Source organism: Belliella pelovolcani, assembly GCF_900156785.1.
Taxonomy (GTDB): Bacteria; Bacteroidota; Bacteroidia; order Cytophagales; family Cyclobacteriaceae; genus Belliella; species Belliella pelovolcani.
Genome location: NZ_FTOP01000002.1, coordinates 317,445 through 333,763, shown reverse-complemented (window position 1 = coordinate 333,763; position 16,319 = coordinate 317,445). Strand labels below are relative to the sequence as shown.

Genomic DNA, 16,319 nt, shown 5'->3' with positions numbered 1-16,319 from the left:
ATCAAATTTAGCCAAGGACTATTAAGAAGAAAGCCTTTTTGAGGGTTAATTTCAAAACTTATTAAATGTCAACTACAATCTATATGAAGAAGTTTTCCCAAATTAATTTCCGTCATGGAATCATGGGTCTTCTTTTCTTGGGCTCCATGCTTCTTACTGATGATGCATGGTCTCAAAGGAAAAAGAAAGAAGATCCAAAAGCTGCTGCTCCAGCAGCAGCACCAAAACCACAAGCCAAGCCAGGTCCTAAAGCATTCTCGGAAGTAATCACTTCAAAAGCTAAAACCAAAGAAGGTCTCTTCAATGTGCACGAGATCGAAGGGAAGTATTTCTACGAAATCCCAGAAGAAATGCTGGGAAGAGAAATGCTAATCGTGACGACTATTGCTAGAACCGCTGATGGTATTGGCTATGGTGGAGAGCGTACCAATACCCTACTAGTAAGATGGGATAGAGAACGTGATAATGTACTCTTGAGGGTGGTTTCCTACAGCAATGTAGCAGCTGACTCCTTGCCTATCTCTATCGCTGTGAAAAACTCAAACTTGGAGCCAATTCTCCAAAAATTTGACGTAAAAGCGCTTTCTAAAGACGAAAAAGGTGTTGTCATAGAAGTGACAGACTTATTTGCTAAGGATGTACAGGCGATCGGACTCCCTAGAAATAGAAGAACAGAATTTAAAGTTTCGAGACTGGATACAGACAGATCATACATCGAAAGAATCAGTCCTTATCCAATGAATATCGAGGCACGCTACGTGATGACTTATGCCGCTACTGAGCCCCCTTCAAATTCTAGCACAGGCTTGATCACTGTAGAGATGAACTCTTCTATGGTATTGCTTCCAAAAGAACCTATGATGAAGCGTCTTGCTGATAGGAGAGTGGGCTGGTTCAGCAGATCTGTAGTGGACTATGGACTTGATGAGCAAAAAGCTACTTCAAGAAGATTCCTTGACAGATGGAGATTGGAAGTCAAAGAAGAAGACTATGACAAATACAGAAGAGGTGAATTGGTAGAACCAAAGCAGCCGATTGTATTCTATATCGATCCAGCTACACCAAGTCAGTGGGTGCCTTACTTGAAGCAAGGGGTAGAAGATTGGCAAGCTGCCTTTGAAATGGCGGGCTTCAAAAATGCCATCATTGCCAAAGATGCGCCTAGCAAAGAAGAAGATCCAGATTGGAGTCCAGAAGATGCGAGATATTCTGTCATCAGATACTTTGCTTCTGATATCCAAAATGCATACGGTCCTCATGTATCTGATCCAAGATCTGGAGAGATCATCGAGTCTGATATCGGATGGTACCACAATGTGATGAACTTGTTGAGAAACTGGTTCTTTATCCAAACTGCTGCTGTAAATCCAGAAGCTAGAGGCGTAAAATTCAGAGAAGAGGTAATGGGTAGATTGATTCAGTTTGTATCTTCTCACGAAGTAGGACACACACTAGGTCTACCTCACAACTTTGCCTCTTCGCATGCTTATCCGGTAGATTCATTGAGATCAGCTACTTTTACAGCAGAGTATAGTACTGCTCCATCTATCATGGACTACGCGAGATTCAACTATGTGGCTCAGCCAGGGGACAAGGATGTAAGCTTGATGCCTAATGTAGGTCCTTATGACAAATACTCCATCATGTGGGGATATAAGCCAATTTTGGATGCAAAAACTCCAGAAGATGAACAGCCGATCTTAGATCAGTGGATCTTGGAAAAAGCAGACGATCCAATCTACAGATTTGGCCGTCAAGGCAATAGCTATGACCCTAGTACACAAAGTGAAGACTTGGGTGATGACGCCATGAAAGCCTCAGACTATGGTATCAAAAACTTGAAGGTAATCCTTCCAAACTTGATGGAGTGGACTGCTGAGGAAGATAAGCCTTTCAAAGACTACTCAGATCTCAATGAAATGTACGGCCAAGTAATCGGTCAATACAACAGATACATGGGTCATGTGAGAACCAATGTTGGTGGTGTGTACGAATTGTATAAATCTGCTGGGCAAGGTGAGGCTGTCTACGTACATACTGACAAGGCTACTCAGAAGAGGGCAGTACAATTCTTGAATAAAGAGCTATTTACCACACCAACTTGGTTGATGGATCAAGAAATCATCTCTAGAATCGGTGACTTTGGTGCACTTGAGAGAGTGAGAGGTGTACAAGTGGGTACATTGAATGGTATCCTTGAGTGGGGAAGATTGGGTAGAGTCATCGAAAATGAAGCCTTGAATGGCAAAGATGCCTACAGCATGACTGAACTATTCGATGACCTAAGAGCAGGAATCTGGGGTGAATTGGCATCAGGTAAAACAATCGATGTACACAGAAGAACGCTACAGCGAGCTCATATCGAAAGGTTAGAATACTTGATGACCAACGACGAACCAGCAGCAGCCAGAAGATTCGGTGCGGTAATCAATGCATCTCAGTCAGACATCAGACCAATGGTAAGAGGTGAATTGAAAACACTTCAAAGGCAAATCACTGCTGCTATCGGCAGGACTTCTGATAGAGCATCTAAACTCCATTTGGAAGATGCGCTAGAAAGAGTAAAAGCTGTTTTAGATCCTAAATAGGATTTCATTTCGAATGAATGAATACAAAACTGCCTCCAAATTGGGGGCAGTTTCATTTTTTTTAAGCAAATAGTATCTGCGAATCAATCAAGTCCGTAATCATACAAGAGAACAAAAAATAATCTTTATTTTTACGATAGATTGGAATAAATAAGCAAATCATGGCATTGACTCCTTTAAAAATACTTCAAGATCACAAACTCAGAATCACCAATTGCAGACAAGAGGTGCTCAGGACATTTTTATCAAAAGATTCTGCGCTTTCACATGCTGACCTAGAGGATGTGCTCAAAAACGATTTTGATCGAGTGACACTTTACAGGACTTTAAAGACCTTTTTGGAAAATGACTTGATTCATAAAGTACTTGATGATAGCGGAGCTACCAAATATGCGCTCTGTTCACATGATCACGATGGAGAGCACCATCATCATGACCATGAACACGTACATTTCAAATGTGAAAAATGTGGTAAAACCATGTGCTTAGAAGAAGCCGTGCTTCCAAAAATCGATTTACCAGATGGCTTTGTGAATAAAGAAGTGAGTTTATTGGTACAGGGTATCTGCGATAAGTGTAATTAAAAATTGACTGGCGTTTTGTCTTTTTTTCTTTTATCGACATCAGAAGGCCAAACTACACCTGGAGGCAGGTCTATTTTGGGTGGTGTATAATCTTCTATCCCGCCATCACCATCATCTCCACTGTTATTTCTTCCACCGTCGAGTCGGGCTTTGGTCAGGGTAGCTACGAAGTAGATCAACACTACATAAGTGAGACCAAGGAGAACCAAATCGACTAGTAGACTACTCATAATCAGAAAAATTTTTCCTTAAGTTAAGATTTATAGTTTTATATATCAATTAATTAACAAGCTCAATCTCATAATGATTAGAGAAAAGCTAAAAAATTTCAAAGGTTTTTTGATTGGCTTGGTAAATAAGCGATATCATCGGATATTTGCGGACTGAAAATTTAGCATAATGATAGTAAAAACAAAAAAATACAAACTCGAAGCAGGTACCTACATCAAAATGGGATTGGTAAATGTCCTTAAGCAACAATGGTGGGTAATCCTGATCGCAGTAGCAATTGCATGTGGCTATTTCTGGATTGCCTCTTGGTGGTGGATCAGCATGGCCATATTAGCTTATATTTTATATGTTTTGTTTTGGGTGATACAGTTTACGGGTGTCACTCAGATGGAGCAAAACAAGGTGATGTTTGAAAAAATGGCCTACGAGATCGATAGCAGACAAATTCTGATGAAAATCAATACAAAGCAAGGTATGCCTGTCAACTGGAACATGATCAAAAGTGTACAGCTGACCAAAGATGCTTTTGTACTAGTCATGTCCAAAGCTCAATTTATCCATCTCCCTTTCAAGATTTTCAATTCTGATAATGACAAGAAGTTCGTCGAAACCATCTTGAAAAGAAAAGGGTATATTGGTGAATAATATCCTATTTATCTTCAAAATGTAAGAAGGGATTATAAACCTTAAATTGATACTTATTAATATTATTTCCATTTAGAGATGTGTTTTTAAGCTATACTTTCGGATTACCATAAAATGAAATATGATAGTTTAAAGTCAAAACCCTTACACTCGAAATTTAAAAAAAGCCTTGCAGACAGCATCTGCAAGGCTTTTTAGCATTTAAGCCACACTTTTTGATGAGAGAAAATTTACTCTCAATCTTACATTGGAGGAAGAATCACGGAATCAATCACGTGTACTACACCATTTGACGCTTCAATGTCAGCGGTCGTTACAGTAGCACCATTTACCATGGCTTTTCCATCCTTCAATGAAATCTTGATATCCTTACCTTGAGCAGTTGTAGCTGTCATGCCATCAGATAGATCCTTAGAGTACACTTTTCCTGGCACCACATGATAAGTTAATACTTGTACCAACTTATCTTTATTCTCAGGCTTCAAAAGATTCTCTACAGTGCCTGCCGGCAATTTTGCAAAGGCATCATTGGTAGGAGCGAATACAGTAAAAGGTCCATCACCTTTCAATACATCTACTAAATCGCCAGCTTGTACTGCTGCAACTAGGGTAGACAAAAATTCTGTTTGAGCAGCTAGATCTACAATGTCATTATCTACACTGTTGTTAGCGTCATTGTTTAGGGTAAATGCGGTGGTTGTAAAAAAAGCAACCATCAACGCAAAAGACAATAATTTTTTCATAATAATAATAGTTTTGGTTTGTGTGTAATAAATCCATAAACCTATGTGATTGTTTATCAATATTATGTGATCTTTTTGCAATACCTATTGATTTACATTTTCCCGCACTTCAATACTAATTATGAACCACTCAGGTATTTTTCAAAGATTTTTTTACACAAACGGTTCGTACTTGTAACTTTGCGAGATGCAGATCAAACTTATCGCTGTAGGAAAAACTGACAGCCGTGCCATTCAGGAGCTGATTGATGAATATGTCAAAAGATTGGGGTTTTATATCAAATTTGAATTTGAAATAATACCAGATCTCAAAAACACCAAGTCACTCTCTGAGTCTAGTCAGAAAGAAAAAGAGGGAGAACTTATTCTTAAAAAGCTTCAAAATTCAGATGAGCTTATCCTGCTTGATGAAAATGGCAAGCAATTCTCCTCTATAGACTTCTCCGATTATTTACAAAAGAAAATGAACTCAGGGCTCAAGCAGCTGGTGTTCGTGATTGGAGGTCCTTATGGCTTTTCTGAAGCAATTTATCAGCGTGCCAATGGAAAAATCTCCCTATCAAAAATGACCTTTTCACATCAGATGGTTCGTGTGTTTTTTATTGAACAAGTATATAGAGCATACACCATTCTAAGAAATGAACCCTATCATCACCAATAAGTACTTTGGCCATCTTATCCTGATAGGCGGTAGGTATATTCGACAATCGGTATTTTTTAACATTTTTTCATCAACTTATCCTAACTAACTAAGATAATTTTATTAGTTTACAATGCAATTTTAAATTAAAACATATGAAGTATACAAGAATCATCATTTTGATGGCTTTTTGGCTAGGAACTACTCTAGCCCTCACGGCACAAAGCCAAGAAAAAGTCCCCTTAGACTCCAGAGTGAGAACAGGTAAACTAGCCAATGGACTTACCTACTACGTCCAACAGAACCCTAAACCTGAGAAAAAGGTAGAATTGAGGCTTGCTGTCAATGCAGGCTCTATTCTAGAGGATGATGACCAAGCAGGCTTAGCTCACTTTACAGAGCACATGGCTTTCAATGGGACCAAAAATTTTGAGAAAAATGAACTCGTAAGCTACTTACAATCGATCGGTGTTTCTTTTGGAGGAGACTTAAATGCTTATACCAGCTTCGACGAGACAGTTTACATTTTACCTATTCCTTCTGATGATGAAGAAAAACTGAAAAGTGGTTTTTTGGTATTGGCCGATTGGGCAGGTGGTGTATTGATGAATGAAGAAGACATTGATGGTGAGCGTGGTATCATCGTAGAGGAGTGGAGAACAGGACAAGGTTACAGTCAAAGAGTAAGAGATCAGTTCCTGCCTGTGTTACTTCATGACAGTAAATATGCAGATAGATTGCCTATTGGTAAGATGGAGGTTGTCGAAAACTTCGAATACGAAACGATCAGAAGATTTTACAGAGATTGGTATAGACCAGATTTGATGGCTGTAGTAGCTGTTGGGGACGAAGATCCTGATAAGCTGGAAGCATTAATCAAGGAGTATTTCTCCGGCTTGGAGAATCCTGCCAATGCAAAACCTCGTGAACATTTCCCTGTTCCTGAGCACAAAGAAACTTTTGTAACAGTAGTGACCGATCCTGAGTCTCCAGGGATTCAAATCCAACTTTACTACAAACACAAAGCATTACCGACCAGTACTAAAGAAGATTATAAAAACATCCTCAAAAGAAGACTTTACAGCGGGATGCTAAATCAGCGTTTGGATGAAATCAGACAAAAACCTGATGCTCCATTTATCTACGCAGGTACTGGCTATGGCAATTTTGTAAGAGATATGGATTATTTCTCAGCTTCTGGCGCAGTGGCTCCAGGAAAAACAGCAGTTGCAATCAAAGCATTGATCGAAGAGAATGAAAGAGTTGCTCAGTTTGGCTTTACTGAAAGCGAGCTAGAAAGAGTCAAAAGGTCATTGCTTAACTCAGCCGAAAGAGCTGCCAAAGAAATGGACAAAGCAGAGTCTGGTTCACTTGTAGGCAAATATGTATCGCATTACCTTGAGGGAAGTTTTGCCGAAGATCAGCAATGGAGATACGAATTCTATCAAGATGTCATGCCCCAAATCACTGTGGAAGAAATCAATGCTTTAGCTAAAGAATTGGTAAGGGATGACAATAGAGTAGTGGTGATCTCTGGCCCAGAAAAGGACAAGGAAACCCTTCCAACAGAGCAAGAAGTATTGGCGCTATTCACTGCTGTAGACAATATGCAGCTGACACCATACGAAGAAAAGCTCCTTGCAGAAGACTTGATCACTAATCTACCTGCAGCTGGAAAAGTAAGCGGAATGAATAAAATATCAGGAGTGGACATTCAAGAAATCACCCTTTCGAATGGAGCAAAGGTATTTGTAAAGCAAACTGATTTCAAAAATGATGAAATTCTGATTTCAGCCACAGGTAAAGGTGGTACTTCACTCTATTCAGATGAAGACCATCTGACTGCTAGCAATGCAGGTGTGATGGTCAATGTGATGGGTGTTGGAGATTTCTCTCCTACAGATTTGAGAAAAGTGCTTTCTGGCAAGACTGTGTCCTTGACTCCAAATATTGGCACTTATTCCCAAAACATCTCTGGCATAACCTCTCCAAAGGATTTGGAAACTGCCATGCAGTTGATGCATTTGTATTTTACCAAGCCAAGGAAAGATGCTGATCTATATGAAGTATATAAAACTAACCAAAAGACGCAGTTAGCAGGAGCACAAGCTAATCCTGATTACCAATTTTCTAGAGCAGTCAATAAAATAGTGGCTGGTGGAAATCCACGTGCTATGGGGATTCTTGATCCAGAAGATTATGACAAAATAGACATCGACAGAGGTCTTGAAATCTTTGCTGATAGATTCTCCAATGCCGCCAATTTTGAGTTCTTTTTCACGGGCAATATTGACATGGATACATTTATTCCATTGCTTGAGCAATATATCGGAAGCTTACCAGGAGATGCTAACGCTAAGGATAGCTTTGTAGACTTAGGTATCAGAACACCAAGAGGTAAAAAAGAGAGAATAGAGGTTGGTACAGATGAAAAATCTCAAGTGATCATGTTCTTCTCTGGTGAGACTGATTATGATAGAAAAAAATCAACCGACATCAGCTATTTGGGAGAAATCCTTACGATCAAATTGATCGAAAACCTACGAGAAGAGATTGGTGGTGTATATGGTGTAGGAGCAAGTGGCAATATGAGTATTCAGCCTGTAGGTAACTTCAGCTTTTCGATATCTTTCCCTTGTAGTCCTGACATGGTCGATAAGCTCACGGAAGCCGCTTGGGCAGAGGTGAAAAAAATCCAAGAAAATGGCCCTACTGAAGATGATCTGAACAAGGTCAAAGAAAAACGAAGAATCGCCTACGAGGAAAACTTAAAGCGAAACAATTACTGGAACGGACAGATGTCTGCTGTACGAACTTATGATCTGCCTTGGGAAGTAATCCTAGAAGGTAGAGCATCTATCGACTCCGTCACTCCTGAAAGAATCCAAAATGCAGCAAAAGCTTATTTGGTAAAAGAAAATCTCCTAGAAATTCAGAGATTCCCAGCGAAATAAGTCATCGCAATCAACATTATCGAATGATGATTATAAAAAGCAGCCGAATCAGAAGATTCAGGCTGCTTTTCTTTTTTGGGTCAATCGCTGTCAATTCAGCTTCTTCATTTAGTTTAATCTTTAAGTTTGGGGTGAGAAATATATGGAATAGCTCATCTTATTCCATAAAACTAATTTCCCAGCAAACGACCGCTAGAAACCAATATCTAAGTATCCTTATGTCAATCAATAACTTGGCTGCAGCGGATCGGTCTCATTTAAAAAACAGGATGCTGCATGGTCAATGGCATAAGGTTTTGAGATTAAAATGTTTAAGATTTGGTCAAAAATACCCTGAACATGGTATTTTTTGCTGAGGTACGAGGGTGTAATTTTATCCAATTGAAAATAATCACCCCAAGTTTTCAAAATTTCATTCCCAAAAAAGAAGAAAGTAAGCTATGATCAAAGTGATAATCATTGATGATGAGCATATGGCTCGGGAGTCCATTCATATATTATTGGATAAGTATTTTGAAGGTCAGTTTGATGTCGTTGCCAAGGCTTCATCCGTTGTAGAAGGAATCAAGGCCATCAATAAGTTCAACCCTGATCTGGTATTTTTGGACGTTCAGATGCCTGAGCAAAATGGCTTTGACCTATTTGAGGCTTTTGACAAAATTGACTTCAAAGTGATTTTCACAACCGCTCACGAGGAATATGCCCGCAAGGCAATCAAGCATCAGCCATTTGACTACCTACTCAAGCCCATTGACCTACAAGAATTGCGAGATACTATCTACAGGTTAAAATCAGAAATCACTACAAATAAAGATGCCATTTTAGATAGGTTGGATCAATTAGAATCTAAGCTCAACGGAAAGCGTATGGAGATCTTCAACACCCAAGAAGGAGACTATGTGGTAAATTTTGATGAAATCATCTACTGCAAAGGAGAAGGTAATTACACCGAGATCATCAGGACTAATGGCGATAAAATCCTAGTTTCCAAAAACCTTAAAAAAATAGAAGAAATTCTCCCGGCTGATGAATTTATTAGGGTTCATCAATCTATCTTAGTCAACCGATCACAAATTGATCGCTATGACAAAAAATTGCTCAATCTGCACCTCAAAAACGGCGAAAAGCTTTCTGTTTCCATGAGGAAATTGTCCAACATCTTCAATGGTTTCTAAAATCAAAGCATGCACTTCCTTATTGTTGACATGGGTTCTGAGCTGCAACCTTTTGGCACAACAGTATCCCAGTGCGCATTATACCACATCAGAAGGCCTGCCTAATAATGCTATCCGTGCACTTTACAATGACTCGAGAGACTTACTTTGGATCGGCACAGAGAATGGTGTAGCTATAAGAGAAAATGGTGCTTTTAGAAACTTCACCACAGCCGATGGCCTTGCTTTCAACAGCTGCTGGGCTATTGCAGAAGATATTCTTGGTAATATCTGGCTCGGTAGCTATGGAGGAGGTTTGAGTTTCTTTGATGGAGAGAAGTTTACTGCTTTTGGAACAGCTGAGGGTGCTTTTGATGGGAGAATTAGGACGATCTACCCCTACAAAGACGATGTATTCATTGGTACTGAAAATGGCGTAGCCATCATCAATATCCTTACCCATGAAGTAACAATCATTCCTGAAAGTATCTTTGATAGTCCACAGAGTTATGTTTCCGGTTTTTTTGAATATGAAGACAGGGTATTTTTTACTACTTACGGGGTAGGCTTACACGAAATCATCTTTTCTGATAATCGTGTTTCTGCAAAAAAAATCAATGACCAGAAATTGATTTATTCTATTGGTTTGATCGATGATAAGCTCTTTACCAGCGACAAGGAATTGTTAAATGAATTTTCATTAGAAAATTTCATAAAAGGTGAAGATCCTGAAAACACTTATGGTTCAACCATTTTTTGGGATTTTATCAAAATCCCCTCCGGTGAAATTCTCGGTGCAGCTTGGGGGATTTTTAGTAAAAATGGAGGAGTATATCACCTGAAGGATGGTCAACTCACATCTATGGAAGTACGCTATGGAATTCCATCTAAGGAAGTTTTACAGCTTGAGTTTAGCCCAAAGCGAAATAAGCTATTTATAGGGACAAAAGATCAAGGATTGTTTGTAATTAGACTCGATGATGGCTTGATCTACCATGAATCTGATCAATATGAAATTATCAACATTCAAGAACTCGGCACTACTCAACTACTCCTTCAAGAAAATGGCCTGAAATTCACTAAAAAAGACCAGAATAGTGATTTATTGATATCCAATCAAGTATTCAAAGAAATCCAAAAAAGAGACTATCGATCAGGCATGAAAGTCCCCAAATTTGAAGATGATTTCTTTGAATTGAGAGCGGATATCAAAGCTTCAGCTATTGAATTCTATGGAATGCAAATCCATCAAAACCTCGCATGGGTCAATACCAGTATCGGTATATATGCATTTAATGAACAAGGGGGTTGCCTTAAATACTTGCCTATTCATACTTTTCAATTTTCATTTACCGAAGAGGGTAAGCTTGTCGAGACAAATCCATATGGAGGAGTTAGGATATATGAAGATTTGGATAGGCTACACTACCAGTATTATTCAAAAGACCTCCCTTCTACACCTACTCAAATCACAGGTATAGCAGCGAGCAATGGCAGCCTATATTTCGCTTCTGTCTTCACCGGCTTATATGAATGGAATGGAAAAGAATTTATTTCATACTTAGACCAAGGAATCTGGCCTGAACTTAAATTAAAACATATCAAGCCCTACCAAAAGGACCAATTGGTATTGGCATCAGAATTTGGTTCCATCTATATCGTAGAAACAAAACCTTCATTTCGAATTGTACAGGAAATCAAAAGAGACGAGATTTCTGGTAAGAATATACTGTTTTTAGAAAGCTTTGAAGGGCATCTTTTGATCGGTACTGAAAAGGGGGTGAATATTTACTTTGAAGGAAACATAAGGTTGATCAATGATGAAAATGGGATAAATCTAACCAGTTTCAATCAACCAAGTTTGCTAGGAAGCTCTCTTTACTTACCAGTTAACCAGGGGTACTACCACCTTTCTCTAAATAAAATTTTGGCTCCAGAACCTAGGCAATTTGATTTGGGTATAGGCAGATTGACTATCAACCATGACCCAGCGCCAGAGAGTGATTACTCTTGGTTCAAATACAAAAAGAAAAGCATCACGCTTTCACATCAAAACAACACCATCTATCTTGACTTGAAGCCTGAGGGAAGTGTTTTTCCAGACCAACTTCAATACAGATACAGACTGAATAGTGATGCCTCATGGAGTCCTTATACTTATGATAGAAGTTTGGCATTCCCATATCTTCCGACAGGGAAATACATATTGGAAGTCGAAGTACTGGATACACATACAGGCTCCGTTAATAGCTTCCGTCTACTTACCATCCAAGTCAACCCACCTTTCTATCTGAATCCTTGGCTTATCGGCTTTTCTTTGCTTGCGTTGATCTTGGTAGGGATCGGGATTTATCAAAACAAAATCAAAAACTACAGAAAAAATGAGCAAAAAAGAATATCCATCCAAAATCGGATCAATGATCTCAAAATCGAAGCACTGAGAAGTCAATTGAACCCACATTTTATCTTCAATGCTATCAATTCCATTCAGTACTACATACTCAACAATCAGGAAGAAGATGCTGTAGAGTTTTTGGGAAAATTCTCCAAGTTGATGCGTCAAACTTTGGACATCAGTTCTAAGAAGCTAATTCCCTTGCAAGATGACATTACTTTCATTCAATCTTATATCGAAATCGAAAATGAAAGAATAGGAAATCGGCTTCACTGGAAGATCAATTTTGATTTTATAAAGGACGAAAAGGACTTGATCAATTTGAAAAATTACCTTGTACCTCCGATGTTGACCCAGCCTTTTGTTGAAAATGTCTTTGTACATGCATTCAGTCGTCAACATCCCAACCCTGAATTAACCATCAGCTACTATACCCATCAAGAGGGAATCCTAAAATGTGAAATCACTGACAATGGTAGGGGAATTCAGAAAAAGAAGAAAGCCAGTCTACATGAATCTCGAGGGGTGCAGTTGATTGAAGAAAGGGTCAGCCTAGTTCTTCAAAATCCTGAGCTCAAACCTGTCACCATGACCAGTCAGCCTGACAAAGGCACCCAAGTGACTTTATTGATACCATATGAAAAAGCCCCACCGAAATGATCCGATGGGGCTGAAATATTCAATCAAATATCCTACATTTTTGCAGAATAGTTTGGTGCTTCTCTCGTGATGCTGATATCATGCGGATGTGATTCCTTCACACCAGCAGCAGTGATCTTGACAAATTTGCCATTTTTTTGGAGATCTTCCACGGTTTTGGTTCCGCAATAGCCCATCCCAGCTTGAAGTCCACCTACCAATTGGTAAAGCACTTCTTGCACAAGACCCTTGTAAGCTACTCTACCCACGATACCTTCTGGAACTAGCTTTTTGATGTTGTCTTCCGCATCTTGAAAATACCTGTCTTTGGAGCCTGATTCCATAGCTTCCAATGAACCCATTCCTCTATATGACTTGAATTTTCTTCCTTCAAAAATAATCATTTCTCCAGGAGCTTCTTCCGTACCTGCTAGAAGTGAGCCAATCATAATAGAACTCGCACCTGCTGCTACCGCTTTGACCAAATCACCAGAATACCTGATACCACCATCTGCGATCACAGGGACATTCTTTCCTTTCAATGCTTCAGCGCATTCAAATACAGCCGATAGTTGTGGTACACCCACACCTGCGATCACACGTGTGGTACAAATACTTCCAGGACCTACTCCGACCTTTACCGCATCAGCACCAGCTTCAGCCAATGCAATAGCCGCCTCAGGCGTAGCAATATTCCCAACGATCACATCCAAATCAGGGAAGGCATCTTTGATCTTTCTACAAGTTTCGATCACACCTCTGGAGTGTCCGTGAGCAGTATCGATGGATACAACATCCACTCCAGCGTTTTTCAATGCTTCTACTCGCTCTACAATGTCCGCAGTCACACCGACAGCTGCTCCTACTCTAAGACGACCATACTGATCTTTACAAGCATGAGGCTTATCTCTTCTTTTCAAGATATCCTTATATGTAATCAGGCCTGTCAATCTGTTTTCATCATCAATGATCGGTAGTTTTTCGATCTTGAACTCTTGCAGGATTTCTTCAGCCTCTTCCAAAGTGATCCCCGCCTTTGCGGTAATCAAATTTTCTTTGGTCATGATTTCTTTGATATCTCTGTTTGGGTCTTTGATAAATCTGAGATCCCTATTGGTGATGATACCCATCAAAATCCTGTTTGCATCTACCACTGGGATACCACCGATGTGGTACTCACTCATGATTTTTTCAGCATCGCGAACTTTAGAGTCTATATGAAGTGTGATAGGATCTAAAATCATCCCAGATTGAGAACGCTTCACCTTTCTGACTTGAGCAGCTTGCTTCTCAATGGACATGTTTTTGTGGATAAAACCCAATCCACCCTCCAAGGCAATAGCAATAGCCAATTCTGCTTCGGTCACTGTATCCATAGCAGCAGAGACCAAAGGAATATTTAGCCTGATGTTTTTAGTAAGTTGGGTGGAAGTATTGGTGTCTCGCGGTAGGACTTCTGAGTATCCTGGGACAAGTAGCACGTCATCGTATGTGAGTGCTTCGAAGAGGAATTTATCTGAATTTCGATTCATAGCAAATTTGGTTAGGTAACCCTATTTGCCCGTCAAAGATACAAACAATTCTGATTGCCAATCAACTCTGATGTAAAATAAATTTCAAATTAAAGCTGACATACTGAAAAAAAGAGAAGATTATTCGGAAGGCATTCGGGTAACTGTTGAATAGTTGATTAAGTTATTGGGGATTAGTTGTAATAGTTATTGAGTAACTGATTAATCGAGTAAAGTTGAGAGTGGTCTAATCACAATTCACCTCTTGATAAGCTTTAAAAATATTTCATGATTATCCGCTATCTTGCTGGTAGAACCTAAAGACCGGAATAAACCTATGATTTCAAGCAAATATCAATGAATATCCAATCCCGAAGCCTCGGGATCGGGTTGATCCAAGACTTAATTTTCAATTGGTTAGTTGTCTAATTGCGGAAATAAATAAAATATTTTGCAATAGCATCTTGGTACATCGTACTTTGTACTTGGTACTAGAAACATGCAATTTTTTCTAGCTTCATTTTTCACCGCCTTTCTCAAGAATTTCTTTAATTTTGCAGCTATGGCAAAAAATGAACTAACGGCGGAAAACGCACAACTGAAAGATATAATTTCCCACGCCAAGGAATACGGCTTTGTCTACCCTTCTTCTGAAATCTATGATGGCTTACAGGCTGTCTATGATTACGGAGCCTATGGAGTAGAGTTAAAAAACAACCTCAAGAGACTTTGGTGGGAAACCATGACCCGTCTCAATGACAATATCGTCGGAATCGATGCGGCAATTTTTATGCATCCTACTACATGGAAGGCTTCCGGTCACGTGGACAGCTTCAACGATCCCATGATCGACAACAAAGACTCCAAAAAAAGATACCGTGCTGATGTCCTGATCGAAGACAAAGCTGCGGCATACGAAAACGCTGGAAATAAGGAAAGAGCCCAAGAATTACTTAACGCCATGGGCAGACTCTTGGAAGCAGAAGATCTTGCTGGGGTGAGAGACTTGATCATCAACGAAGAAATCAAATGCCCAATTTCAGGCACTTCAAATTGGACAGATGTACGTCAGTTCAACCTGATGTTCTCTACCCAAGTAGGTTCTGTTGCAGAAGACTCCTCCACAATTTATTTGAGACCCGAGACTGCTCAAGGAATCTTTGTAAACTTCCTCAATGTGCAGAAAACGGCCAGAATGAAGGTTCCTTTTGGCATTGCGCAGATTGGTAAGGCTTTCAGGAATGAAATCGTAGCCCGTCAGTTTATCTTCAGAATGCGTGAATTTGAACAAATGGAAATGCAATTCTTCGTAAGACCTGGCTCTGAACTCGACTGGTACAAAGAGTGGGCAGAAACTCGTATGAAATGGCACAAAGCGCTGGGCATCCCTGAAGAAAAACTCAGAAGACATGACCACGAGAAATTGGCTCACTATGCCAATGCTGCCATGGACATTGAATACCAATTCCCATTTGGGTTCAAAGAAGTAGAGGGTATTCACTCTAGAACAGATTTTGACTTGAAGAGCCACCAAGAGTTCTCCAAGAAAAAGCAACAATACTTCGATCCTGAGATCAACCAAAACTACATTCCTTACGTGATTGAGACTTCAATTGGAGCAGATCGTCTATTCTTGATGACGCTGTGCAATGCCTATGTAGACGAGGAAGTAGAAGGCAAACAAAGAACTTACCTCAAGTTCCACCCAGCAATTGCCCCTGTCAAAGCTGCCATCCTACCACTCACGAAAAAAGATGGCTTGCCTGAAAAAGGAAAAGAAATCTTCGATACTTTAAAGTATGATTTCAATATTATCTATGAAGATGCTGCTTCAATTGGCAAGCGTTACACCCGTCAAGATTTGATCGGTACACCTTTCTGTATTGCGGTGGATCACAAGACATTGGAGGACAATACCGTCACCATCCGTCACCGTGATACCACTGAACAAGAGCGGGTCGCTATCTCTGAGCTTCATGGAAGATTGGCTGAGTCTTGTAGCTTTAGGAGGATTTTTGAGAAGGTTTGAACGATTAAAAGATTGAAAAATTAAAAATTGAAAGATTAGTTCAAGCTTGATTATTGATTGTGATTCCAATACGCTAAGCTCTAAATGGAACTTTGATGATTATAAAAACAACAACAGCAAGTCAAACCGACTTGCTGTTATTGTTTATGGCACTAGTATAGGAAACTTCAAGATTGAAAAAGAGTTGAAGGTCAAAATGTTGATTC

Annotated in this window: 11 protein-coding genes; 8 read left to right on the top strand and 3 right to left on the bottom strand. The window is 39.6% G+C overall.

The features are described from left to right. Nucleotides 1–83 precede the first annotated feature (83 nt). Nucleotides 84–2,588, top strand: a complete 2,505-nt coding sequence (locus BW935_RS03610) for a zinc-dependent metalloprotease (RefSeq protein WP_076498831.1) — start codon at nucleotides 84–86, stop codon at nucleotides 2,586–2,588. Between the two features lie 161 nt (nucleotides 2,589–2,749). Further along, a complete protein-coding gene (locus BW935_RS03605; protein WP_076498651.1) occupies nucleotides 2,750–3,172 on the top strand; it encodes a Fur family transcriptional regulator in 423 nt (140 codons plus the stop codon). On the opposite strand, the gene BW935_RS03600 is transcribed toward BW935_RS03605, so the two are convergent. Then, nucleotides 3,169–3,402, bottom strand: a complete 234-nt coding sequence (locus tag BW935_RS03600) for a hypothetical protein (RefSeq protein ID WP_076498650.1) — start codon at nucleotides 3,400–3,402, stop codon at nucleotides 3,169–3,171. The genes BW935_RS03605 and BW935_RS03600 overlap by 4 nt on opposite strands. A gap of 169 nt (nucleotides 3,403–3,571) precedes the next feature. Between BW935_RS03600 and BW935_RS03595 the strand changes: the two genes are divergently transcribed. Then, nucleotides 3,572–4,048 carry a YcxB family protein gene (locus BW935_RS03595; protein WP_076498648.1) on the top strand — a complete coding sequence of 159 codons (477 nt, stop codon included), beginning with the start codon at nucleotides 3,572–3,574 and terminating at the stop codon, nucleotides 4,046–4,048. Nucleotides 4,049–4,290: 242 nt separating this feature from the next. Here the strand turns inward: BW935_RS03595 and BW935_RS03590 are convergent, their stop codons facing one another. Beyond that, entirely contained in the window at nucleotides 4,291–4,791 is a 501-nt protein-coding gene (locus BW935_RS03590) for a fasciclin domain-containing protein (protein WP_076498647.1), read from the bottom strand. A gap of 187 nt (nucleotides 4,792–4,978) precedes the next feature. On the opposite strand from BW935_RS03590, the gene rlmH reads away from it, so the two are divergent. From rlmH to BW935_RS03570, 4 genes are all read left to right on the top strand, one after another. Beyond that, entirely contained in the window at nucleotides 4,979–5,452 is a 474-nt protein-coding gene (rlmH, locus tag BW935_RS03585; RefSeq protein ID WP_076498645.1) for a 23S rRNA (pseudouridine(1915)-N(3))-methyltransferase RlmH, read from the top strand. Between the two features lie 134 nt (nucleotides 5,453–5,586). After that, nucleotides 5,587–8,385 carry a M16 family metallopeptidase gene (locus BW935_RS03580; RefSeq protein ID WP_076498644.1) on the top strand — a complete coding sequence of 933 codons (2,799 nt, stop codon included), beginning with the start codon at nucleotides 5,587–5,589 and terminating at the stop codon, nucleotides 8,383–8,385. Nucleotides 8,386–8,825: 440 nt separating this feature from the next. Beyond that, entirely contained in the window at nucleotides 8,826–9,560 is a 735-nt protein-coding gene (locus BW935_RS03575; protein WP_076498642.1) for a LytR/AlgR family response regulator transcription factor, read from the top strand. After that, nucleotides 9,550–12,594 carry a sensor histidine kinase gene (locus tag BW935_RS03570; RefSeq protein ID WP_076498641.1) on the top strand — a complete coding sequence of 1,015 codons (3,045 nt, stop codon included), beginning with the start codon at nucleotides 9,550–9,552 and terminating at the stop codon, nucleotides 12,592–12,594. The genes BW935_RS03575 and BW935_RS03570 overlap by 11 nt, the downstream gene beginning before the upstream one ends. 32 nt (nucleotides 12,595–12,626) lie before the next feature. Here the strand turns inward: BW935_RS03570 and guaB are convergent, their stop codons facing one another. Beyond that, complete coding sequence (gene guaB / locus BW935_RS03565; RefSeq protein ID WP_076498639.1) at nucleotides 12,627–14,105, bottom strand: IMP dehydrogenase; 1,479 nt, start codon at nucleotides 14,103–14,105, stop codon at nucleotides 12,627–12,629. A 541-nt stretch (nucleotides 14,106–14,646) separates the two neighbouring features. Between guaB and BW935_RS03560 the strand changes: the two genes are divergently transcribed. Then, nucleotides 14,647–16,113, top strand: a complete 1,467-nt coding sequence (locus BW935_RS03560) for a glycine--tRNA ligase (protein ID WP_076498829.1) — start codon at nucleotides 14,647–14,649, stop codon at nucleotides 16,111–16,113. Nucleotides 16,114–16,319: the final 206 nt, after the last annotated feature.